The following is a 19,643-nucleotide window of genomic DNA, read 5'->3' as shown; positions in this document are numbered from 1 at the left end:
ACCCTTCATCCAGGATGGCTGTATCACTTCAGCGGAGTCGGGTTGGATTCCGGACTGGCAAGGATTTGTCATGAATCATGCCCGCGTGAGCCCGTTCATCAATCCCATTGCATCCAGCGGTTCCCCGTGAGTTTCCCGGACGAGGCGGGATGGACGGGCCGCACGGTGCTGGTCACCGGAGGTTCAAGTGGGATTGGTGCGCAGATCGTCCGGGCGATGGCGGCCCAGGGTGACCGGGTGTGGCTGACGTATCACCGGGGGGAGGAGCGGGCCTTGGCCTTGCTTCAGGAGGTGGGTGGAGACGGTGACCGGGGGCATCTGGCCCTCCCGCTGGATCAGGGGAACTGGGCGCAGGTGCAGGAGCTGGTCAGCAAACTACCGGGTCCGGTGGACATCCGGTGCGGTGGCTCTGTCAGCCAGAAGCCCGGGTCCTGCATGGCGCGGTCCTGGACGCGTCCCTGGGGCTCGGAGTCCATCCGGGATTGCTGACCGGTCACCAGGGCTGACACGCCCCCGGAAGACGGCGGCTTCCGCACGGCCTTCCAGAAAGGACACAGCGTCATGGCACACCGACCCGAGGACCCGCTCCCGACAGGCCCCGCCTCGACAGAGGGCGTCTGGGAGCTGTCGGAATGGGACGCGGCCGTCGACGTGACGGTGCGCCGGCTCCGGGCCTACGTGGAGGACAGCCAGCTCGGAGGCTCGCGGGTGACCTCGCGGCGGCCACCGGCGGAGCTGGCGCAAAGCCTGTCATTGCAGTCGTGGATCCGGGAGGGCGGCATGGATGCAGGGGCGCTCGATGACTTCCTGGAGACCTATCTGAGCGAAGGAACCCGACTGCACCACCCGGGATACCTCGCCCACCAGTGCGCGAGCCCCGACCTTCCGGCCGCGCTGGGTGACCTCATCCACGGCGTCACGAACAACGCCATGTCCCTGTATGAGATGGGCGCCGCGGCGGCCACCGTCGAGATGGCGGTCATCGACTGGATGTTGGACAAGGTCGGCTGGGCCGGGCGGACCGCCGGAGGGGTGCTCGTCAACGGGGGCTCGCTGGCCAACGTCACGGCGCTGCTCGCGGCCCGGGCCCGTGCCTTCCCCGAAGCCTGGAACACGGGGGTGCCACGGCGGACGGTCCTCCTCGCACCGGCGTCGTGTCATCTCTCCATCACGCGGGCCGCTGCCATCCTCGGGCTCGGCAGTGACGCGGTGGTGGCATTGCCGTGTGATCCCATCGGGCGGGTCATCCCCAGCGCCATCCCCGAGGTCGTCGTGGCCCAGGAGCGCCAGGGACACACGGTGATGGCGGTCGTGGCGAATGCGTGCGCGCCCGCCACCGGCCTCTACGATGACCTCGTCAGCATCGGGAGGATCTGCAACCCGCGCGGTCTCTGGTTCCACGTCGACGCCGCGCACGGGGGTTCGGCCCTGCTGGCCCCGACGCTCAAGCGGCTGTTGACCGGAATCGAGCTGGCGGACTCGGTCATCTGGGATGCGCACAAGATGCTGCGGACCTCCACGCTGGCGGCGGCCGTGCTGCTGAAGGACAAGACCGACCTGGACCGGGCGTTCCGCCAGGAGGCGGACTACCTGTTCTTCGACGACGACCGCGGCGGCCCCGACCTGATGATGCGGACCGTCGAAGGTGCCAAGGCCCAGCTTGGGCTCAAGCTCTTCCTCAACCTGGCCTGGAGGGGCGAAGCGGGGCTGGGCCGGTATGTCGCGGGCCGGTACGCCACCGCGCACCGGCTGTGGGAGCTGGTGCGGTCGCGACCCGACTTCGAGACGCCCTTCGAACCGCAGAGCAACGTGGTCTGCTTCCGCCACCGCGATGCGCAGGGCGACCCGAAGCAGGTCGCGCTCCGGGACCGGCTCATCGCCGACGGCCGCTTCCACCTGGCGTCCTCCATGGTCGGGGGGACGCGCTGGCTGCGCGCGACCGTCATGGCCCCCGCCACCGACGAACAGACCCTCCACGCGCTCCTGGAGGCGGTGGGGCTGGCCGCGAGGCAGGTCCGGGACGAGGACTGATGCGGGGAGAGACAGGCGGGGGGTGCGGGTGATGTGATTGCCTCTCATGGCACCTGGACCCACCGACGAGATCCGCATCGAATTCGACGCCCAGCAGAAGCTGGTGGGCGACCTGACCCCGGTGAAGTGTGGCTTCTGCGGAACACCGTCGCGCGGCAAGCTGCTCCACCAGGGCATGCTGGCCGGAGGCTTTGGCTGGGATTGTCCCTGTGGGGCACGGGGCCTCCACGCCCCGCTGTACGACCTGGACGAACTCTACGAGGACGTCCTCGTAGCCTGGGGGCTCGATTCACACACCCCGGACCTCGCGCCGGCCGTCCCCGTGGGGGAGTCAGGCATGCTGTTCGCGAGCTACGTGGATGGTGATTCGCTGCTTGCGCAGTTGTTCGCGGAAGCGCGACGACAGGGGGCCCAGGTCGCGGCCACCCAGGTCGTTGTTCAATTCGTCATACCCGGTCACACGCCCCCTGCCTGGACCTGGGATGTGCTCTGGGCCCATCCTCGACCGCTGGGGGGATGAGACACGCCCGGCGCCCACTCCTCAATCGCTGGCGGAAGACGCCCGGGGGCTCCACCGGAAGTCGTGGTACCAGCTCGCCACGTCCACGCTGAGCCCGACCACGGTGGTGTCTTCCTCATGGGGAAGCGCGTCGCCGCCCAGCTTGAGCGTCCACGTGTGTTGCACGAAGGCCTTCACCCATTTGTAGCCCACCTTCGCCGTCAGCGCGGGCTCCGCGAAGAGCCACACGGGGTCCGTCACCTGATCCTCCCCGAGGAACTCCCGCGCCCGCTCTGATTCCGTGTAGCCCGCCACGTCCAGTGAGAGGTACTTCACGGCGGACATGCGAAGGCTTCCCCCCACCTCGAAGTAGGGCGTGACGTAGCCCAGGTTCGGCTGCACGAACGCCCGCACGCCCCGCGCCGTGAAGCCGACGTCCCGGAAGGCGCCGCCCCCTGCATCGAGTTGATCACTGGCCGTGGAGCGCCCGTAGCCCACGCCGCCGTAGGCTTCCCACACCGCGTTCTCCAGGAAGCGCCCGTAGACGCCTCCGCCGACCTCCGCGAGCAGCCCGTTCGCGTCCCGCCGCCCCTCTTCGTAGGACTCGTAATAGCCATTGGCCAGCAGCCCCACGCCCTCGCGTGGCGACCACGCCAGTTGCACGTTGCTGGGGCTGATGCTGCCCTTGAACTCACCCTGCTCACGCAGCAGCGGGGCACTGACCTGGTTCGACTTGTACAGCGTGGTGGTGCAGCCGGTGGACACGAGTGCGACGACCCCTGCGACGACGCTGACGCGAAGCGGGTGCATGAACGCCTCCTGGGAAACGAACACAGCAATGGGTGTGCCCGCTTCCGCCCATCGTCTGGACGCACCGCGATGTAGAGGGAGAGCCCCAGGAAAGAGACCGCGTCACTGGATTCATCGGGCGGGAGACGCGAAACACGGGATGCGGTGCGAAGCGCGCGATGCAGTGAGCGCCCTTCCGTGCATCGCAGCAGGACGGGATGGCTCAAGACTTCCAAGGTATCGCGGGTATTCACGAAGGAGTGAACGGTTCGCGAGGCGCGGCCTTGCGTGTCCTCGGAACGGATGCGCTACGCTTGTGTGCACACGGCGGGATGGGACGCCGTGGCCGGGGGGGATGTCACATGAGTGATGAGATCGTCTATCGACATACGATTGAAGGACTCTTCCGTTCCATTGGCAGACGTCTCACGCCAGACCTCAAGAACAAGCTGCGAGACGCAGGGCTGGACCTCGACGCCCAGATTCCCCGGAACACGCCCCGGACTGTCTTCGCCGAGGCCCTGCGGATCACCGCGGAGCATCTGCATCCGAACGAGGAGTTGTCCGAGGGCTACCGGCAGCTCGGCGTCGGCATCATCCAGGGCATGGAGCAGACGATGCTGGGCAAGGCGCTCGTGTCGATGTGGCCCATCTTCGGTCCGGAGCGGGTCGTCGTGCGGATCCGGGAGAGCTTCGCCACCGTGAACAACTACCAGCAGACCGAGCTCGACACCCAGGGCCCCGCGCACCACGTCATCCGGGTGAGTGAGTGCAACGGGAACCCGGGCTACCTGCAGGGCATCATCGAGGCGGGCCTGACGAAGGCCGGGGCCCGGAACCTGCGGGTCGAACCCTTCGACTTCGACGGCCACGCCTGTTCCTACCGCGTGCGCTGGGAGCCCTGAGCCGCGGCGGCCCGGAGCCCCTCGTCATTTCAGCAGGGGCTTTGCCCGTCATCCGCCCTGGGGTAGGAGTCCTTGCGCAGGGGTCGCTTTCCGCCAGGTGCTCGCATGGGGATGAAGACAGACACACGCACGGACCGGGGCCCGGGCGACATCCATCAAGGGGACCTCTTCTGGATGGAGTCGGACGAATCCCAGGGGTCGATCCCGGCCATCCCCCACCCGCACGTGGTGATCCAGGAGGATGTCTTCAACCGCTCCCGCATCCACACCGTGATTGTCTGTGCATTGACCTCGAACCTGAAGCGGGCGAACGAACCCGGCAACGTGCTGCTCGAGGTGGGCGAAGGCAACCTGCCCCGGCAGAGCGTCCTGGTCGTGTCGCAGGTGTCGTCGGTCGAGAAGACCCGGCTGGGTGAATACATCGGGACGCTGTCCGACGAGCGGGTACAGCAGATCCTGGCCGGGATGCGCTTCCAGCAGGCGTCATTCTTCAACCGCTAATCGTGCACCGGCATCCGGAAGCGCGCAGGGCTGATGACTGGCTGTGGTGGTGGCATCGATGACACGGGGCTCGGGTCCGCTCCCGCGGGCGATGAGCGCGGAGAGGTCACGGCCCTGTGGACCGCACCGGATTGATGAGACACCAGGTTGGTCGCAATCAGGCCGCCTGCCTCGACGTTTTCGCGGATCTGGAGGGCCTCGGAACACGCGCGCCACCCGTCCCATCACCCTCGACTTGAACGTGCAGCGCCGCGTCCACCGCGGCGCGAACGTAGGAGAACCCGCTCAGGGCTCGCGGAAGCCGCCGCGCACCCACTCGTTGGCGACGTCTCGGGTGAACTTGAAGTTCACCGGCACGCGATGCTTCGCGACGGTCGCGCCAGCGTCGTCGATGGCCGAGAGCAGCGCGTGGGGCTCATACTCGTCAGCCACGATCTCGAGCCGAACCTCGTACCAGCGGCCCTCCCAGGCGATGGAGAGCTTCTTGGTCATGGCCTGGTCGCGCTGTCGCTCGGAACGGTCCAGGACCTCCGAGGCCGTTTTCACGAAGGTCGCGAAGGCCGTGGCATCGAAGGGCTTGGGATTCTTCTTATCGCGGCCCATCACCCACGGACTGATGAGGACGGGCTCGGAGATCCCCTGCTTGCGAATCTCCACGGCCCAGCCGTCGTCTTCCTCGTTCTTGATGACCTTGGCCGTCCAGCCGTTCTTCCGCCAGAACGTAGGCTCCATGACTTCGGGCTCGGCGGGCGTGTGCTCATTGCTCATGGGCATTCCTCATACCCTTTGATGCCCCTTGCCCAGAGAAGTATCTGCCCCCTGCGCTCGGCCCCATCCCGGCCGAGCGCTCCGTCTTCCGCGCCGCCACAGCCCGCCAGCAGTCCGACCGACATCCGCCGGGGGCACGGCCGATCAGACGGGGGGCCGAGGGGTGTCGAGGCTCAAGCCGCCACAGCCAAGAGCGCCACGCCCCTGCCGCGCACCTCATGGGAGCGTGGCCAGGGCCGGCGTGTCCCCCAAGGGGGCTCAAGCGGCCTCTCCACCGGCCGGGCTCACTGCTCGGGCGGTCCTCTGATACGTGCTCATCGGCACACGCCCACCTGTGTGCCAACGCAGGGTCGAGCCCCGCGTCGAGTCGCTCACGGCGCGGCAAGGGCGCCCCCACGCATCGCACTGGCAGGTTCCGAACACACCCATCCACCCCAAAGCCAGTTCCCAGAGAAAACCCAATCATCTACACCCGGCGGCCACCGCAAAAGGAGCCTCACAATGGCAACCGCCACCCGCTTCGTCTTCACCCAGCCCAGCTCGCCTGGGGCCGAATTCGTCATTGAGCTGACTGACGAGTCGACGATTTCCCATGCGCGCCGCATTCTCGCCGGAGAGGAGAAGAACGAGGTTCATGTCCACGGGCGCATCATCAAGAGGACCGCACCCTACAATCCGAAGTTCTCGTTCCACATCGACCCTTCGACCATCCGGTTCTTCGCGATGGCCATCGAGGTGTGCGACGCCAACATGATGTACGTCGAGGATCACCTGGACGAAGCCGGCGGTGCGTTCCTCCCTGGCAGCCACTGGTGCCCGTGGGACTCGAAGCTGACGCGCGAACTGAAGGGGTAAGCGGCGCGCGCCGCGACTTCATGTCGCGGTGCTCGCCGAGCACGGCTTCCGTCTGACGACAAGCCGCCCCACCCTCACGCCCCCGTGACGAGTGCGCGTCGCCAGGCCTTCGGGACCGGGTCCTGGAAGCGGAGCTCACGCGCCCCCACGAAGGCCGCCAGCGACTTCATTGCGCTGGCGACCGCTCGGGCCGCCTCCTCGGCGTGGACGGCGTTGTCGGCCCCCGTCTGCGGCCCCCTCGGATCCTCCGCTCCAGCCTGCACCCTCAACAGGGCTTCACTCCCGCCGATGCGCTCGAAGTGACCCACTGGGGGCCTTCACGCACGGCGGCCACTTCCCCGCATGGGAGGTGCCGGACGCGTTGGCGCAGGACCTGCGGGAGTTCGCCAGGACCTTGTCGCTCTGAGCGGCATGGGGTGTGCTGCGAACCCTCCCCCCACGGAAGGAACTCCGGTGAATCTCTCCCTCGCGCGTCTCATCCTCGGCTGCGTCCTGTCCACCTCCCTGAGCGCCTGTGACACCAGCGTCGCCGACGATGACGATGACGACACGGACACAGGCGGCGACAACATGGTCGTGACCGGCATCTGGAACCGTTACGGCAGCGAGTACGGCTATCAGACCGACATCGCGTATGGCGGCATCGCGGGCCAGTCGTCGGACCGGGTGTACATGTGCGAACTGCCCGGCTCCCCCTCCGCGGGCCTCTACAAGGGCCGGCTCATCAGCCCGCGGATGATCCGCTGGGACGCGAACCACAACCTGCCCGACTACGAGGTCGTGTTCGAGGGCACCACCATGCGCTTCAAGCCCCAGAACGGCACCGACACCTTCCTGGGCCAGTACCGGCAGGGCACCTGGACACCCGAGGCCTGCGACTTCACGCTGAAGGACGGCGAGCTCATCGACAACTCGGCCACCGCCTACGTGGTCTTCGACAACAGCGGGGAGATGAAGATCAACAGCGTGAAGATTGGCGGTGAGGGAATCCCGGTGAAGGCGAGCGCGGAGACCGCGTGCAGCGTCACGACGCTCATCCCTCCTGGCACCGGGAGCAACGGCGACCTCACCGTGTCCATCAGCTACAGCGGCGTGGGCGTCAATGGGCCCTACAGCCGGACCCAGACCCACTCCCTGTACCGGTCGGACTTCAAGCCGGGCTGCAACAAGCTCGCGGTCGAGTTCGGCTGCGGCGCGCTCGCCGTCTGCGTCTATCCGGTCCCGTAGCCTCCAGAGAGCCCCCGCGAGCCCCGGGGTGTCGGGGCGCAAGCCGTCACAGCCAAGAGCACCAGGCCCCTGCCGCGCACCTCATGGGAGCGTGGCCAGGGCCGATGTGTAATCCCGCCTCTGCGCTCAAGCGCGAGCCAGTGGCCGTGCGCAGCGCTTTACAAGTGCGCGGCGGGCGCGGGGCGGGCGACAGGCGCCATGGACGCAGGGAGGGCGACAGGCTCCATGGGCGCGGGAGGCTGCACGAAGCCTGCCCCCAGGAGTGCCTCCTCGAGCGAGCCGTGCACCCGCGCTTCGAGCAGGTGTTGCGCGAGCGGCTCCAGCGCGGCCTCCAACTGGGGCGGCACATTCACCAGGGCCAGGTGCGCACTGCGCACGGAGAGGAACTCCGCCAGGTACTTGAGCGTCGCCACACCGGCGGCGTCCACGAGCGACACACGCGACAGGTCGATGACCACGAGCTTCGCCCAGGGCGGGCCGTCGAGGAGATCGTAGAGCTTGATGTGGTTGATGAACAGGATGGGCCCGCCCACGCGCGCGACCAGGAGGTCCAGCGCCTGGGGGGCGTTGGGCGCTTCCAGGGATTGCACATGCAGGTTGCGCTGCAACTGCGACACATCCGTCACCCGCTGCACCTCCAGCCGCAGGGCGCCATGGCGCCGCACGTAGAGGAGGGTCGCCAGCGCGAGCCCGGCCCCGATGCCGGCAAACACATTGAACACAGCAATGCCCAGCGCGGTGACGAGCACCACGCTCAACGTCGACTTGGACTGATTCCACATGGCAACAAGACCCTCCAGGTTGAGCAGCCGCACCCCCACGACCAGCAGGATGGCGGTGAGTGCGGCAATTGGGATGCGCGCCACCAGCGGCGCGAGAAGCGCCATGGCCACGAAGAGCCACAGTGCATGCATGACGGAGGCAGCGCGGGTGCGCGCGCCCGCTTGAATCGAAGCGCTGGCGCGCACGATGGCGCCCATCACCGGGAAGCCGCCGCACAGTCCGGCCGCGATGTTGGCCAATCCTTGCGCGACCAGGTCCTGGTCCAGGTCACTGTGGGTGCGCGCACCCGTGAGCGTATCGAGCGAGCTCGTCGCGAGCAGCGAGCCGAGCGACGCAAGCAGCGCGAGGCCAAAGGCCGCCGGCAAGAGTTCCGCGAGGTGCACGCCCTCGAAGGACGGCAGCGTCGGCATGGGCAGCGAGCGCGGCAAGGCGCCCACCGCGTCGTAGCCCGCCCCGAGCCAGACCATGAGACCGGTGCCGAGCGTCAGCCCCACGAGCACCGCGGGGATGCGCTTGTGCAGCCGGGGCAGGGTCAACATGGCCAGCGCCGTGAGGGCTCCGGCGGCAACCCCGAGCCAGCCCACGTGCCCGCCCCAGGTGCGCTGCATCACGAGCGCCACGGCATCCGCGTGCGTGTCCTCCACCGCGAACAGCCGCGGCAGTTGCGTGTTGAGCAACAAGAGCCCGATGCCCACCGTGAAGCCCATCACCACCGGCCGGGGGATGAGCCGCGCGAACCGCCCGGCGCGCACGAGCCCCAACGCCACCTGCATGGCGCCCGCGAGCACCGTGGCGATGGCGAGGCCCGCGGCCCCATGCGCCGCCACGATGGCCGCGGCCAGGGGCAGCAGCGCCGCCTCCGGGCCCGTGACCTGGAAGCGACTGCCACTGAGCAGCCCGCCCACGATGCCAGCCACCACGCCGGAGACGAGCCCCACGCTCGCGGGCAGTCCCGCCGCGGTCGCGAGCGCGACATTCAGAGGAAGTGCCACGCACGCCACGCTCAAGCCGGCGGCCGCATCGGCTGGCAGGCTGCTTGGGTGCACCATCTCGCGCCAGCCGTGGATGAGCTCGCCCGCACGCTGGGTCCAGAAAGGTCGCTTGGAGAAAACGGTCGTCGAACGCATGGACGACGGCGTCTTTCAGGTGTCGTGCCAAGCGCCGTGTCCGAGGGCAGCGTGCCCCCGCTGTCGGTCCATCCCAGCAGGGCCCCTGTCGGCTCAGACCAACACTGTCGGGGCCGACAGACGGCCATGCGAAGTGACGGGGCGCGCGCACGGAAGCGCGTTAGATTGCGCGCCATGTTGGTGCTTCGACTGCGCTCCCGGCTCCTGTTGTCCTACGCGGTGGTCACCGCGCTGCTGGTGGCGGCGTTCTCACAGATGGCCGTGGGCCTCATGCGCACCCACGAGGTGGTGGCAAGCGTGGGCCAGCAGGAGCTCGCATCCTTCGAGCGAGAGCAGCGCGTGTACGTCGCGGCGTGGGCGCTCGAACTGGCGGTGCGGCGCGGAGTGGTGGCCTGCGAGCAGCGCGACAGCAGCGCGCCCACCGTGCACCGCGCCGTCGCCAGCGCACGCCAGGTGCTCCAGACCGCGCTCGGCACCGGCACGGTGCAGCTCGATGCGGGCATCCGCGCGAGCGCCCAGGACTATGTGCAGTACGCCCTGCAATTGGAGCAGGCCGGCACCTGTGAGTCGATGCTGTCGTTTCCCCTGCGTGAGCGGCGGCTGCAGTTGGATGAGGTCCTCACCACGGTGTGGTCCGAGCGCACGCGGGACATGCGCCTGGCCATCCAGGCGAAGGAGGACCACGCGCGTGCCATCGGCTCGTCGGCGCTGCGCTCAGGCGGACTCTTCGGCCTCCTGGGCATCCTCGCCGCGGGAGCGCTCGCCTTCGCGCAGGCGCGCGCGGTGTCGAACTCGGTGGCGCTGCTCTCCACGCATGCGCGCCGCATTGGCCAGGGTGACTTCAGCCCCCTGCCCCCACTGCGCGGGCCCGAGGAGCTGCGCGCGCTCTCGCTGGATCTGGACCGCATGCGTGGGCGCCTGGCGGAGCTGGACCAGCTCAAGAGCGCGTTCGTGGCCTCGGTGTCCCACGACCTTCGCACGCCGCTGGCCCGGGTGCGCGAGGCCCTCTCGCTCCTGGGCGAGGGCAGCATCGGCCCCCTGACGCCGCAGCAGGCCCGCGTGGTGAAGCTCGCGCAGGCAGCGTGCGAGCGTGAGATCCGCATGGTGACCTCCGTGTTGGATTTGTCGCGCGTGCAGTCCGGCCAGCCGCTGCAGCGCAATGCCGGGGCCTCGGTGGACCAGATTGTCCAGAACGTCCTTCAGGACCTCGCCTTTGAAGCGGATGAGCGCAAGGTCCTGTTGGTGTACGAAGCAGCCGCGAAGCCCGTGCGTGCGCCCATGGATGACCCTCTTGTCGAGCGCGCCCTGTCCAACCTGGTGAGCAACGCCATCGCGGTCTCCAGCGCGGGCAAGACGGTGCGCATCTCGTGTGAGCTGGTGAGCCGCAAGCGCCCTGGCGCCGCCAGTTCCCTGCCCGCGGTCCAGTTGTCCGTCGCGGACCAGGGCCCAGGCGTGCCCGCGCACGCGCGCGAGTGGATCTTCCGGTCCTTCGCGAGCCTCGAGGTGGGCGGGCGCCGCAGCACGGGCCTGGGCCTTGCCATCGCGCGCGAGATGATCACCGCGCACGGGGGTGAGCTGTCGCTCGCGGACACGCCTGGGCCTGGAGCCACCTTCATCTTCTGGATTCCCCTTGAAGACCCTACGTCCCCTGGAGGCCGCCTTGACACATGAGCCCCCCATCCAGCAGCCCCATGTGCTCCTGGTGGACGATGACCTCCAGCTCGCGGAGCTCATGTCCATGCGGATGACTTCACGCGGCTACCACGTGACCGTGGAGAGCGAGGGCAAAGGCGCCCTGCGCAGGCTCGCGCAGGAGCGCGTGGACGCGATGGTGCTCGACCTGCGCCTGGAGGACATGGATGGCATGGATGTGCTCCGGGCCGCGCGACAGCGTGCTCCCGAGCTGTCCGTCATCATGCTCACCGCACACGGCTCCATCGAAACCGCGGTGCAGGCGATGCAGGAGGGGGCCTACGGCTTTCTCACCAAGCCGTTTCACGACCACGAGCTCATGCAGAAGCTCACGCACGCGCTCGAGCGCTCGCGTCTGCGCCGGGAGGTGGCCGAGCTGCGGCGGCGCATGGGTGAAGACGGCGAGCCCCTGCTCCTGGGCACCAGCGAGGCCATTTCGCGCGTGCGCGAGGTGATTGCCCGCATTGCCCCCACGGACGCCACCGTCCTGCTCACCGGCGAGAGTGGCACCGGCAAGGAGCTGGCGGCGCGGATGCTCCACGTGCTCTCGCGCCGCACCAAGGAGCGCTTTGTCGCCGTCAACTGCGGCGCCCTTCCGCCAGAGCTGCTGGAGAGCGAGCTGTTTGGACACGTGAAGGGCGCGTTCTCCGGGGCCGTGCGCGAGCGCGAAGGCCTGTTTGGCGCGGCCAACGGCGGCACGCTGTTCCTGGATGAAATTGGCGAGGCGTCCCCGTCCGTGCAGGTGAAGCTCTTGCGCGTGCTGCAGGAGCAGCGGCTCACGCGCGTGGGCGCGGACGAGGAAGAGCCCGTGGACGTGCGGGTGGTGGCCGCCACCAACCGAGACCTCGCGGAAGAGGTGGCCGCGAAGCGCTTTCGACAGGACCTCTACTTCCGGCTGCACGTGGTACCCATCGAGCTGCCCCCCTTGCGCGAGCGGCTCGAGGACATCCCCTTGCTCGCGCAGCTCTTTCTAGAGCGCACGGCGAACCGCTATGGCCTGCGTCCGCCGCGCCTTGCGCCTGCGACGGTGGAACTCCTGCAGCGCTATGGCTGGCCGGGCAACGTCCGAGAGCTCATCCACGAGATGGAGGCCGCGGTGCTCCTGGCCGGCGCGGACGAGCTTCAACCGCGACATGTGCCTCGCCTCGGTCAGGCGCTGGAGCGCCCCCCAGCCGAGAGCGCTCAACTGCCAGGAATTCCAGGTGGGGCAGAGGCCTTGCCCTCGCTGCGCGAAGCACGCGATGCCTTCGAGCGCGCCTACCTCGCGGAGTCCATGCGCCGCAGCAGTGGCAGTGTCAGTGCCGCGGCTCGAATGGCCGGGCGCAACCGGAGCGACTTCTACGACCTGCTCAAGCGGCACGGCCTGTCCGCCGCTGACTTCAAAGGAACATCCGAGGGCGAGCCCACACGCTGAGCCCGCCTGTCGGCCTGCAGCTCGCGCCAGAAGAAAAGGTGTGTCTGCCCGGGAACTCGGAAATCAGGTAGCCAACCTTCTGCACGTGCTTTCCGTAACACGGCCCGCCGTCAGTGCCTGCCGGCCGGCCCGGAGTCTCGGGGACCCTGGTTCCTCATGGGCGCGGAAGCCGGGCCATGGGAGGGCAGTAGGGGTAGTACCCGTCGGGCAGGGCGACGCCCGCGCTCGCTGCCAAGCGGAGCAGGGCGAGTCCCTCGAACCAGAGGAATCGGTACGGCGCCAGCTTCACCTCCGAGGCCGTCACGGCCAGGACCCGCGCCTCAATGTCCTCCTGGTGAAGGTGCAGCAACGCGGAGAAGGCGTCTGAGAGCGCGCCGACCTCCGCCGCGAGCAACGCACGGGTCCAGGCCACGCGGTGCCCGTTCAACTCCCCCTCCAGTTCCTCCAGCCTCGCGAGCAACGTCTCGATTTTAGGGTTGCCGCGCCCGTCGGTGAGCACGAGTTCCTGGAGGATGATGGCCCAGCAGGCATCGTCCTCGTACTCCTCGCCTTGCCGCCAGCAGTCCGTCGAGAGCTCGGCGAGCCACCGCGCCAGTTCCCAGTGATTGGCGAGGACAGCACCCAGGAAAGGCGTGTTCCGGCTCGCGGGCGGTGGCGCCCACTGCCGGGCACGTTGGTGCTGGAGGAATCTCAGCCACTGACTGGCGGCGTTGTGGAGCTCTTCACTGAAGGCCCGTGGCTCACCCTCGACCAGGAGGGACGCGGCGGCCAGGGTGTGCAGGCCCAGGCACAGCTCCTCGAACTTCCGCAGCTCCGGCTCGCGGTCCCCCTTCAGGTCGATGCGGCGGAGCAGCGAGGGAACGGTCTCCGCCGCGCGCTGCCCCAGCGAGACCAAGTCGATGCGCATCATAGCGCGAAGCCATTCCAGCCCTCGGCGGGAAAGGCCTTGAGCCCGGTGACTCCCGCCTGGAGCAGGGCCTCATGGAGCGACGCGTGGAGGAACACCTCCCGCATGCGGGTCCGGGCGCGAAACAGCAACGCCTCCGGCGCCACGCCGTCCGGCTTCACCGCCAGTTGCTTGATACGGAATATCTGGCTCGAGTCGAACGGGCTGAGGTCGTACTCGGAGCGCTCCATGTCGATGATGTCCTGGACGTCCAGGATGTTGACGATGCAGTGGTCCTTGGATGCAACCCGGCCCTTGTGGTCCTGGAGCACGACGGGCAGCGACTCGAACCGCTTCGCTCCCAGCCGGATGAGCACGTCCAACACCCGGTTCGAGACGATGGGCAGCCCCAGCGTGTTGGCGACGACGTCGAAGACCTGGATGAAGTCGGGGTAGTTATTCGAAAAGCTCATGGTGCCGCCCCGGGGGAAGCTCTCACCCAGGGGAACGGCTTCGAAGAAGTCGGACTTGCCAGGGCTGCCTGCCGGCAGCTTCTCGAGCACCGCCCCTCCGTTCACTCCGGAGGGAGTCATGACCCAATAGCTCATGATGACGTCTTTCACTTGAGGATACCGAAGAGGTGGCGGATCCGTTCGCCCTGCTTGTTGGTGGTCCAGAACTTGAGCATATCGCCATAGGCCTGCGTCGCCTCCTCTTCCATGTCGTTGAAGGCGGCGGCGGCGGCGGCGTTGCTCATGATGATGATGAGCGACCAGAACTCATCCTCGAGGACATGGAGCGCCTTCAGGATGGCCTCGAAGGGAGCAAGGTGCTCCTTCTCCTTCTTCGCCTTCTTGAAGACCTTGTCGAGCTCCGCAGAGACTTCGTCCATGCGCGTCTGGACGTGGCTCGTATAGGCGGGGTGGTCCGAGAAGTGGACCACGAGCGTGTGGACGGGGCTGTACTTCGCGTCCGCGGGCAGCATGACGATGTTGTGCCCGTTGTTGATGTCGTAGAACGAGCGCCTCAGCACCATCATCTGCTCGTAGTTGAACGGGGTGTTCTTGTCGAAGAACACGGACTGCGGCAGCAGATGGTGCGCCTGCCATGGATAGGGAAGGCGCTGTCCCTGGGGAGACAGGTAGTAGAAATTGCCCAGCTCCCCCGGGAACTTGCCTCCTGCCTCGGGGAACATGGCCACCTGCGACCACTTCTCCCGGCTGGCCGTGACGTAGAGCGGTGGCTCCCCACCTTTGCGAACGCGTCCCCCGAAGTAGTAGAGGACGCTCGTCTTGCTGAAGATGGAGCGATTGAAGTCGTTGTAGATCTTCTTCCGCGGCGCATCCTGGAAGATGAACCTGGGGCCGCGATACGCGTAGTAGTTGCCGCTCGTGAGTATCGAGGTCTCTGGCTGGCCCTCGTCCATGTGGAAGGAGTTGGAGGCAGCCTTCTCCTGAATGTACGAGTCGGGATAGCCTGCCTTCAGCTCAGGGAACTTGCTGTCATCGGGCGGAGAGGCACTGCGGACCTTGGACTTCCGCTCCAGCTTTTTCGCGCTCTTGCCACTGATCGCCATGTGAAACCTCCAGGTGGTTCAGGTGGCCACCGAGACGACCATGGCGGCGCGCGGACCCTCGTCAGAAATGGAGAGGACGACGGGCATCGGTGACGGGCTGTAACGGCGTTGCAGGCTCCGCACCGCCACACAGAGCCCGAGCGCTCCGGAAGCGGCCCCGGTGTCCCCGAAGCCCTCCGCCGGAAACCAGGAGACTTGCGTCTCCTGGCCCAGGCGCTCGGAGTGCAGATGCATCAGCATCATTCCCCACTCGCGGGCACGGTACTCCTCACCATTGTGGTCTCCGACCAGCACGAGGCGACTGCCATCACCGCCGGCCATGCGGAGCGCGGACGTCACGCAGGCCGCCAGGGTGCGTCCGTCCGGCGGGAGCGTCGCGCCCCGGAACCGGGCGTCATCCTCTCCCAGCATCACCGCGCGAAGCGTGATGCGAGGCTCCGGCCCGGATGGAGATACCGAGGCGCTCCGCCCGGTCAGCCAGAGCGCGACCCCACCCTCCCCAGGGATGAAGCCCGTCGGAGTGTCCGACGTCTTGAGCCGGCGCTGCACGCTGAATTCAGGCAGCACGTCGGGGCCACAGAGACTGTCGACCGCGACGACGAGGCAGTTGCCGCAGCGCCGCTCGGCCAGTGCGTTCGTGGCGGCTTTCAAGGCCTGGGCAAAGCCCGCATGTCCCGCGCTGAAGAAGTGCCAGGCGCCTCCCCGCCACGTCACACCCACTCCGTCCAATGCGCGTTCCATCACCCGGCGGCCGAGGGCCTCACATCTCCGAAACGGGTCCGCTTCGAGCTCGGGCGAGAGGGGGATGCCACGCTCCACCGGGTCTGGCATCGCCACGAAGAGGAGGGTATCGGCGGGCATCGTGGAGAGGCTCACGCGTCTGGATAAATCCTCCAGGGCCTCCACGAGCAGGGCCACCAGTCGGCCCACGTTCGAGAAGCCCAGGGTGACCAGGGACGCCTCGCTGGTCATGACAGGCTGGGCGAGGCTCTCCCCTTCCCCCACATGTGACAGGTAGGGAGAGGGGCGTGCGCTTGAAAGGCCCGCGCGAATCGCGGCGCAACCTTGAACCAGCGTGCCGAGCGGGCTCGACATCCCAAGCGCCTGAATCCAGGGAACCATGATTGCGCGCGTTCCTCCGCGAGAAAGACCGCGGGTGCTCACGGTCGCACTGGGAGTGTAGCGTCAAACCCAGCAGTGCTCCATCCCCAGCCGCCAAGCGGGACTGAGCCTTCCCGGGTTTTGTGGAGACCTGAGATGAGGTGACCGAAGGATGTCCCCGACGATGCCGAGACGAGAACGAAGGAAGTACACGCCGGAGTTCAAAGCCCGGGCGGTGAAGCAAGTGCTGGAGGAGGGCAAGTCCCGGGCGCAGGTGGCCAAGGATCTGAAGGGGCCGCGCGTGCTCTACCGGGACGACGGCCAACCGCAACCCGGGTGGCGGTCTACCGCTGGATGGAGAAGGCGCAGCAGCGCGCCGGACTGCCGGTGACACGAGCGTTCCACGTCCTCCGGCACACGCTCTGCTCGCGGCCGGCGATGTGAGGGGCTCCCGCCAAGGCCATCCAGGAACTGGCCGGGCACGAAAACCTCTCCACCACTCAGCGGCACATGCACTTGTCTCCAGCGGCCAAGGGCGCCGCCATCGGCCTGCTGGATGCGGCGGTCCCCCGAACTTCTGGAGACATGCTGGAGACGGGCAACGCGCCGGAGGAGGAGCCTGGGCGCGAAAAAACGAAAGGCCCGGAACCTTTCGGTTCCGGGCCCTTCAGTGGCGAGGAGTACGGGACTTGAACCCGTGGCCTCCGGCGTGACAGGCCGGCGTTCTAACCAACTGAACTAACTCCCCACAAAATCTCTTGGGCGGAACAGGGATTGAACCTGTGACCATCGCCTTGTAAGGGCGCCGCTCTACCGCTGAGCTATCCGCCCTTGGCGGCCCGCCGTTGCTTCAGTGAGGCCGCTTGTACCGAGCCCGCACGCCTCAGTCAAGCATACGTTTTCGGCCCCCTGATCATTCCGTTCCGCCCCCTTTTCGGGGGTCGGATCCGGACCCCGGATCCGCCCTACCCGGCCCGCACCTTCCACCGCCGCACGCGACGACGGGAGCGGGGAATCATCAACACGGCCCCCACCAACAGGACCACCGGTACGAACACCAACATCGCCTGCATCTGCGCCCCCATGTTCCCGGAAACATACGGGGACCCTCCGACATCCTGACGGGGAGTTCGTGACTTTCAGGAAACGACATTCCAACCGGCGGGTTTCCGGCCCCCCGGGCGGACGGAGGGCCGGGCCCCGCGCTTCCAGGGCTACTCCCCAGGGGGAGGACCGCCCCGGCCTCCATGCCCTGGCCGGTGGGCCGCCATCTCCGCCTGGATGAGCGTCCGGGCCTGGGTCTTCTGGGCGTCACTCAGGAGCTGTTCGGCCTCCTGGTAGGCCTGGGTGTCGTTCGTGCGCAGTTGGCCGAAGAGGCCCTGGGCCTGCTCCCGGTTCGTACGGCGCGTGGCGTCGTCCGTGCCGCTGCCCGGCGGCGGGCCCTGGGGGCGCGTTCCGTCACCCGGCGGCCGGGGCGGCCTCAGGGCTTCGAGGGACTGCTTCAGGGGCGCGTTCTTCGTGTCCAGTGCCGCCTGGATCCGCTCCAGGCTCGCGGCCTGGGTGTCGGTGAGGGCCAGGTCCTGACGGTGCTCGAGCAGCATCTGGACCTGGGACTTGCGCTCGTGGGGCGGCCGGGGCGCGGCCTGCGTGGTGGAGCTGGTGGCTTCGGCGAAGGCGGGAACGGACAGCAGCAGGCCCAACATGAACAGGTGGGGCTTCATGGTGACGCTCCTCCAGGGTTTCGCGCGGGGTGCGCGGAATGACCGCACCCGGAAGCCGGGGCCTGGCGACACGTGGACACCGTGGGGGACCGACTGGGAGGGGTTTGCCCCCCACGAAGGCCCGTGTCGCCGAGGCCCGGGGCTTCCGGGCTGACAGGACGAGAAGGTGCGCCCCCCATGTGCCGCGAAAATGTCCCTCGCGTTACCGATTGTGTTTCCCACTCCGACGGTGCGTACGACCGCTTTCCCACCTTGCGGGCAGGCACGGTCGCGGTATGTCCGCGCGTCCCTTCCCCTCCTTCAGGAGAACGCGCGCATGCCCTACACCCCCATCGTCGCCACGCTGGGCTACGTGCTGTCGCCGGACGGGCAGCAGGTCCTGCTCATCCACCGGAACGCACGGCCGGAGGACGCCCACTACGGCAAGTACAACGGGCTGGGCGGCAAGCTGGACCGGGACGAGGACGTGGCCGCGTGCATGCGCCGGGAGATCCGTGAGGAGGCCGGCATCGAGTGCACGCGCATGGTGCTCCGGGGCACCCTGTCCTGGCCCGGCTTCGGCAAGCACGGCGAGGACTGGCTGGGCTTCATCTTCCGCATCGACGCCTTCGAGGGCACGCCCCTGGAGAAGAACCCCGAGGGCTCCCTGTCCTGGGTCCCGGTGTCGTCCATCCTGTCCCTGTCGCTGTGGGACGGGGACCGGCACTTCCTGCCGCTCGTGTTCGACGCGGACCCCCGCCCCTTCCATGGCGTCATGCCCTACGCCAACGGCCACGCGGTGAGCTGGTCCTTCACCCGACTGTAGCGGTCCGGACGCAGGGCCCGGGGCCCGTCCGCGGACCAACGCTCGCGCGGCCGCCCCCCACGGATTCCCGCGAGCTTTGCCTTCCGGCCCGCTACAACGTCCGCCTCTCACGCGGACACGAAGGAGCGCGGCATGGACCTCATCGGACAGCTCTCACAGCAGCTTGGAGTGGATGGCACGCAGGCACAGGGGCTCGCGGGCTCCCTCCTGAAGATGGTGCAGGGCACGGTGCAGGAGAAGGTCGGCCCGGACGCGGCGAAGCAGATGGACCAGGCCATCCCGGAGATGCAGGGCTGGCAGCAGAAGGCGGAAGCCCCCGCGGCCGACGGCGGTGGCCTGATGGGCGCCCTGGGCGGCCTCATGGGTGGTGGCGGAGGCGGCGGCCTGATGGGCGCCCTGGGCGGCGCGGCGGCCCACGCGGGCGAAGTGGCCGGTGTGGTCGCCATCCTCCAGCGCTTCAACCTGGACGCGGGCAAGGCCACCCTCGTCGCCCCGCTCCTCCTCGACTTCCTCAAGTCCCGGCTGGACCCGGGCCTCGTGGGGAAGATCCTCGCCGTGGCCCCCATGCTCGCGGGCGGTGGCGGCTCCCAAGGCGGCGGCGGGCTGGGCGGAATGCTCGGCGGACTCCTGGGCAAGTAGCACCCGGGCCCCGGGCCGGAAACGTCCCGGGGCTTCGGAAGATGCGGCCAGGAATGCAAAAGAATTCCGGCCCGGATGTCCTGGAAGGGTGAGGCAGCTTCCACCCTGCCCAGGAGCCTGGCCATGACCTTCCTCTCGCGCATGCAGCCCTCGATTGTTCCGGTCGCTCCGCGTCGGCCGCCCGAGCCGCCGACGCAGGGACCCGCGAACCGTCCGGCGCAGCAGCCCGCCATCGGGCGCGCGTCGGATGTGTTCGAGGCAGGGGGACCGGGGGGGCCCCTTGCCGGTGGCGGTATCGCGGGTGTGGTGGAGGCTGTGCACGGG

General features: G+C 68.1%; 21 protein-coding genes, 2 tRNA genes and 1 pseudogene. 13 read left to right on the top strand and 11 right to left on the bottom strand.

Features of this window, described 5'->3' with window-relative positions; translation table 11 throughout:
- The first annotated feature begins 126 nt into the window (after positions 1 to 126).
- The 3 genes from D7V88_RS00790 to D7V88_RS00780 all read left to right on the top strand — a co-directional run bounded on the left by D7V88_RS00790 (position 127) and on the right by D7V88_RS00780 (position 2,551).
- Positions 127 to 489: an SDR family NAD(P)-dependent oxidoreductase gene (locus D7V88_RS00790; protein ID WP_158624960.1), complete on the top strand. Its 363-nt coding sequence runs from the start codon at positions 127 to 129 to the stop codon at positions 487 to 489.
- 72 nt (positions 490 to 561) lie between these two features.
- Positions 562 to 2,031 (top strand): pyridoxal phosphate-dependent decarboxylase family protein, encoded by a 1,470-nt coding sequence (locus D7V88_RS00785; RefSeq protein ID WP_120538653.1) that lies wholly within the window; start codon positions 562 to 564, stop codon positions 2,029 to 2,031.
- 46 nt (positions 2,032 to 2,077) lie between these two features.
- Positions 2,078 to 2,551 (top strand): hypothetical protein, encoded by a 474-nt coding sequence (locus D7V88_RS00780; RefSeq protein ID WP_120538652.1) that lies wholly within the window; start codon positions 2,078 to 2,080, stop codon positions 2,549 to 2,551.
- 21 nt (positions 2,552 to 2,572) lie between these two features.
- On the opposite strand, the gene D7V88_RS00775 is transcribed toward D7V88_RS00780, so the two are convergent.
- Complete coding sequence (locus D7V88_RS00775) at positions 2,573 to 3,340, bottom strand: hypothetical protein (protein ID WP_147448553.1); 768 nt, start codon at positions 3,338 to 3,340, stop codon at positions 2,573 to 2,575.
- A gap of 341 nt (positions 3,341 to 3,681) precedes the next feature.
- On the opposite strand from D7V88_RS00775, the gene D7V88_RS00770 reads away from it, so the two are divergent.
- Both D7V88_RS00770 and D7V88_RS00765 read left to right on the top strand, forming a co-directional pair.
- Entirely contained in the window at positions 3,682 to 4,224 is a 543-nt protein-coding gene (locus tag D7V88_RS00770; protein WP_120538650.1) for a DUF2378 family protein, read from the top strand.
- A 111-nt stretch (positions 4,225 to 4,335) separates the two neighbouring features.
- Positions 4,336 to 4,725, top strand: coding sequence for a type II toxin-antitoxin system PemK/MazF family toxin (locus tag D7V88_RS00765; RefSeq protein WP_120538649.1), 390 nt, complete (start codon positions 4,336 to 4,338; stop codon positions 4,723 to 4,725).
- A gap of 285 nt (positions 4,726 to 5,010) precedes the next feature.
- On the opposite strand, the gene D7V88_RS00760 is transcribed toward D7V88_RS00765, so the two are convergent.
- Positions 5,011 to 5,493 (bottom strand): hypothetical protein, encoded by a 483-nt coding sequence (locus D7V88_RS00760; RefSeq protein ID WP_120538648.1) that lies wholly within the window; start codon positions 5,491 to 5,493, stop codon positions 5,011 to 5,013.
- Between the two features lie 501 nt (positions 5,494 to 5,994).
- On the opposite strand from D7V88_RS00760, the gene D7V88_RS00755 reads away from it, so the two are divergent.
- Positions 5,995 to 6,348, top strand: coding sequence for a BP74-related protein (locus tag D7V88_RS00755; RefSeq protein WP_120538647.1), 354 nt, complete (start codon positions 5,995 to 5,997; stop codon positions 6,346 to 6,348).
- 74 nt (positions 6,349 to 6,422) lie between these two features.
- Here the strand turns inward: D7V88_RS00755 and D7V88_RS00750 are convergent, their stop codons facing one another.
- Positions 6,423 to 6,656 carry a hypothetical protein gene (locus D7V88_RS00750; protein WP_120538646.1) on the bottom strand — a complete coding sequence of 78 codons (234 nt, stop codon included), beginning with the start codon at positions 6,654 to 6,656 and terminating at the stop codon, positions 6,423 to 6,425.
- A 145-nt stretch (positions 6,657 to 6,801) separates the two neighbouring features.
- Between D7V88_RS00750 and D7V88_RS00745 the strand changes: the two genes are divergently transcribed.
- Positions 6,802 to 7,575, top strand: a complete 774-nt coding sequence (locus D7V88_RS00745; RefSeq protein WP_120538645.1) for a hypothetical protein — start codon at positions 6,802 to 6,804, stop codon at positions 7,573 to 7,575.
- Positions 7,576 to 7,733: 158 nt separating this feature from the next.
- Here D7V88_RS00745 and D7V88_RS00740 read toward each other — a convergent pair whose 3' ends face one another.
- Positions 7,734 to 9,407: a SulP family inorganic anion transporter gene (locus D7V88_RS00740; RefSeq protein ID WP_279635967.1), complete on the bottom strand. Its 1,674-nt coding sequence runs from the start codon at positions 9,405 to 9,407 to the stop codon at positions 7,734 to 7,736.
- Between the two features lie 252 nt (positions 9,408 to 9,659).
- Between D7V88_RS00740 and D7V88_RS00735 the strand changes: the two genes are divergently transcribed.
- Both D7V88_RS00735 and D7V88_RS00730 read left to right on the top strand, forming a co-directional pair.
- Positions 9,660 to 11,156 carry a HAMP domain-containing sensor histidine kinase gene (locus tag D7V88_RS00735; protein WP_158624958.1) on the top strand — a complete coding sequence of 499 codons (1,497 nt, stop codon included), beginning with the start codon at positions 9,660 to 9,662 and terminating at the stop codon, positions 11,154 to 11,156.
- A complete protein-coding gene (locus D7V88_RS00730; RefSeq protein ID WP_120538642.1) occupies positions 11,146 to 12,591 on the top strand; it encodes a sigma-54-dependent transcriptional regulator in 1,446 nt (481 codons plus the stop codon). Before D7V88_RS00735 ends, D7V88_RS00730 begins: the two co-directional genes overlap by 11 nt.
- A 154-nt stretch (positions 12,592 to 12,745) precedes the next feature.
- On the opposite strand, the gene D7V88_RS00725 is transcribed toward D7V88_RS00730, so the two are convergent.
- Genes D7V88_RS00725 through D7V88_RS00710 form a run of 4 tightly spaced genes read right to left on the bottom strand, consistent with a single transcriptional unit; the run spans position 12,746 to position 16,217 of the window.
- Positions 12,746 to 13,501 carry a hypothetical protein gene (locus D7V88_RS00725; RefSeq protein ID WP_120538641.1) on the bottom strand — a complete coding sequence of 252 codons (756 nt, stop codon included), beginning with the start codon at positions 13,499 to 13,501 and terminating at the stop codon, positions 12,746 to 12,748.
- The gene (locus D7V88_RS00720; protein ID WP_147448551.1) at positions 13,498 to 14,070 is read right to left on the bottom strand and encodes an imm11 family protein; all 573 of its coding nucleotides are present in this window, start codon (positions 14,068 to 14,070) and stop codon (positions 13,498 to 13,500) included. Before D7V88_RS00720 ends, D7V88_RS00725 begins: the two co-directional genes overlap by 4 nt.
- 26 nt (positions 14,071 to 14,096) lie before the next feature.
- Positions 14,097 to 15,053, bottom strand: coding sequence for an AHH domain-containing protein (locus tag D7V88_RS00715; RefSeq protein WP_120538639.1), 957 nt, complete (start codon positions 15,051 to 15,053; stop codon positions 14,097 to 14,099).
- Positions 15,054 to 15,071: 18 nt separating this feature from the next.
- Positions 15,072 to 16,217 carry a hypothetical protein gene (locus D7V88_RS00710; protein ID WP_147448550.1) on the bottom strand — a complete coding sequence of 382 codons (1,146 nt, stop codon included), beginning with the start codon at positions 16,215 to 16,217 and terminating at the stop codon, positions 15,072 to 15,074.
- 121 nt (positions 16,218 to 16,338) lie between these two features.
- On the opposite strand from D7V88_RS00710, the pseudogene D7V88_RS45640 reads away from it, so the two are divergent.
- Positions 16,339 to 16,443: pseudogene (locus D7V88_RS45640) on the top strand (transposase); the annotation flags it as partial.
- 382 nt (positions 16,444 to 16,825) lie between these two features.
- Here D7V88_RS45640 and D7V88_RS00695 read toward each other — a convergent pair.
- The 3 genes from D7V88_RS00695 to D7V88_RS00685 all read right to left on the bottom strand — a co-directional run bounded on the left by D7V88_RS00695 (position 16,826) and on the right by D7V88_RS00685 (position 17,875).
- Positions 16,826 to 16,902: transfer RNA gene (locus tag D7V88_RS00695), tRNA-Asp, on the bottom strand.
- 11 nt (positions 16,903 to 16,913) lie between these two features.
- Positions 16,914 to 16,985, bottom strand: a tRNA-Val gene (locus D7V88_RS00690).
- Positions 16,986 to 17,368: 383 nt separating this feature from the next.
- Complete coding sequence (locus tag D7V88_RS00685) at positions 17,369 to 17,875, bottom strand: Spy/CpxP family protein refolding chaperone (RefSeq protein WP_120538636.1); 507 nt, start codon at positions 17,873 to 17,875, stop codon at positions 17,369 to 17,371.
- A gap of 316 nt (positions 17,876 to 18,191) precedes the next feature.
- Between D7V88_RS00685 and D7V88_RS00680 the strand changes: the two genes are divergently transcribed.
- The 3 genes from D7V88_RS00680 to D7V88_RS43765 all read left to right on the top strand — a co-directional run.
- On the top strand, positions 18,192 to 18,680 hold the full coding sequence (locus tag D7V88_RS00680) for an NUDIX hydrolase (RefSeq protein ID WP_120538635.1): 489 nt from the start codon (positions 18,192 to 18,194) through the stop codon (positions 18,678 to 18,680).
- A 63-nt stretch (positions 18,681 to 18,743) separates the two neighbouring features.
- The gene (locus D7V88_RS00675) at positions 18,744 to 19,319 is read left to right on the top strand and encodes a DUF2780 domain-containing protein (protein WP_279635966.1); all 576 of its coding nucleotides are present in this window, start codon (positions 18,744 to 18,746) and stop codon (positions 19,317 to 19,319) included.
- Between the two features lie 123 nt (positions 19,320 to 19,442).
- Positions 19,443 to 19,643 (top strand): hypothetical protein (locus tag D7V88_RS43765; protein WP_208726047.1); only part of this gene is annotated, 201 nt, incomplete at its 3' end.

This window comes from Corallococcus terminator, from assembly GCF_003611635.1.
GTDB lineage: Bacteria > Myxococcota > Myxococcia > Myxococcales > Myxococcaceae > Corallococcus > Corallococcus terminator.
Note: the sequence above shows the minus strand (reverse complement) of the source record. Positions and strands in the feature narration are given on the sequence as shown.

What these genes read in the sequence shown, in the direction of transcription:
- D7V88_RS00715 (WP_120538639.1), bottom strand. Translation starts at nt 15,053, where the DNA reads ATGGCGATCAGTGGCAAGAGCGCGAAAAAGCTGGAGCGGAAGTCCAAG.
- D7V88_RS00775 (WP_147448553.1), bottom strand. Translation starts at nt 3,340, where the DNA reads ATGCACCCGCTTCGCGTCAGCGTCGTCGCAGGGGTCGTCGCACTCGTG.
- D7V88_RS00785 (WP_120538653.1), top strand. Translation starts at nt 562, where the DNA reads ATGGCACACCGACCCGAGGACCCGCTCCCGACAGGCCCCGCCTCGACA.
- D7V88_RS00765 (WP_120538649.1), top strand. Translation starts at nt 4,336, where the DNA reads ATGAAGACAGACACACGCACGGACCGGGGCCCGGGCGACATCCATCAA.
- D7V88_RS00735 (WP_158624958.1), top strand. Translation starts at nt 9,660, where the DNA reads ATGTTGGTGCTTCGACTGCGCTCCCGGCTCCTGTTGTCCTACGCGGTG.
- D7V88_RS00755 (WP_120538647.1), top strand. Translation starts at nt 5,995, where the DNA reads ATGGCAACCGCCACCCGCTTCGTCTTCACCCAGCCCAGCTCGCCTGGG.
- D7V88_RS00680 (WP_120538635.1), top strand. Translation starts at nt 18,192, where the DNA reads ATGCCCTACACCCCCATCGTCGCCACGCTGGGCTACGTGCTGTCGCCG.
- D7V88_RS00740 (WP_279635967.1), bottom strand. Translation starts at nt 9,407, where the DNA reads ATGGTGCACCCAAGCAGCCTGCCAGCCGATGCGGCCGCCGGCTTGAGC.
- D7V88_RS00760 (WP_120538648.1), bottom strand. Translation starts at nt 5,493, where the DNA reads ATGAGCAATGAGCACACGCCCGCCGAGCCCGAAGTCATGGAGCCTACG.
- D7V88_RS00720 (WP_147448551.1), bottom strand. Translation starts at nt 14,070, where the DNA reads ATGACTCCCTCCGGAGTGAACGGAGGGGCGGTGCTCGAGAAGCTGCCG.
- D7V88_RS00685 (WP_120538636.1), bottom strand. Translation starts at nt 17,875, where the DNA reads ATGAAGCCCCACCTGTTCATGTTGGGCCTGCTGCTGTCCGTTCCCGCC.
- D7V88_RS00770 (WP_120538650.1), top strand. Translation starts at nt 3,682, where the DNA reads ATGAGTGATGAGATCGTCTATCGACATACGATTGAAGGACTCTTCCGT.
- D7V88_RS00725 (WP_120538641.1), bottom strand. Translation starts at nt 13,501, where the DNA reads ATGATGCGCATCGACTTGGTCTCGCTGGGGCAGCGCGCGGCGGAGACC.
- D7V88_RS00780 (WP_120538652.1), top strand. Translation starts at nt 2,078, where the DNA reads ATGGCACCTGGACCCACCGACGAGATCCGCATCGAATTCGACGCCCAG.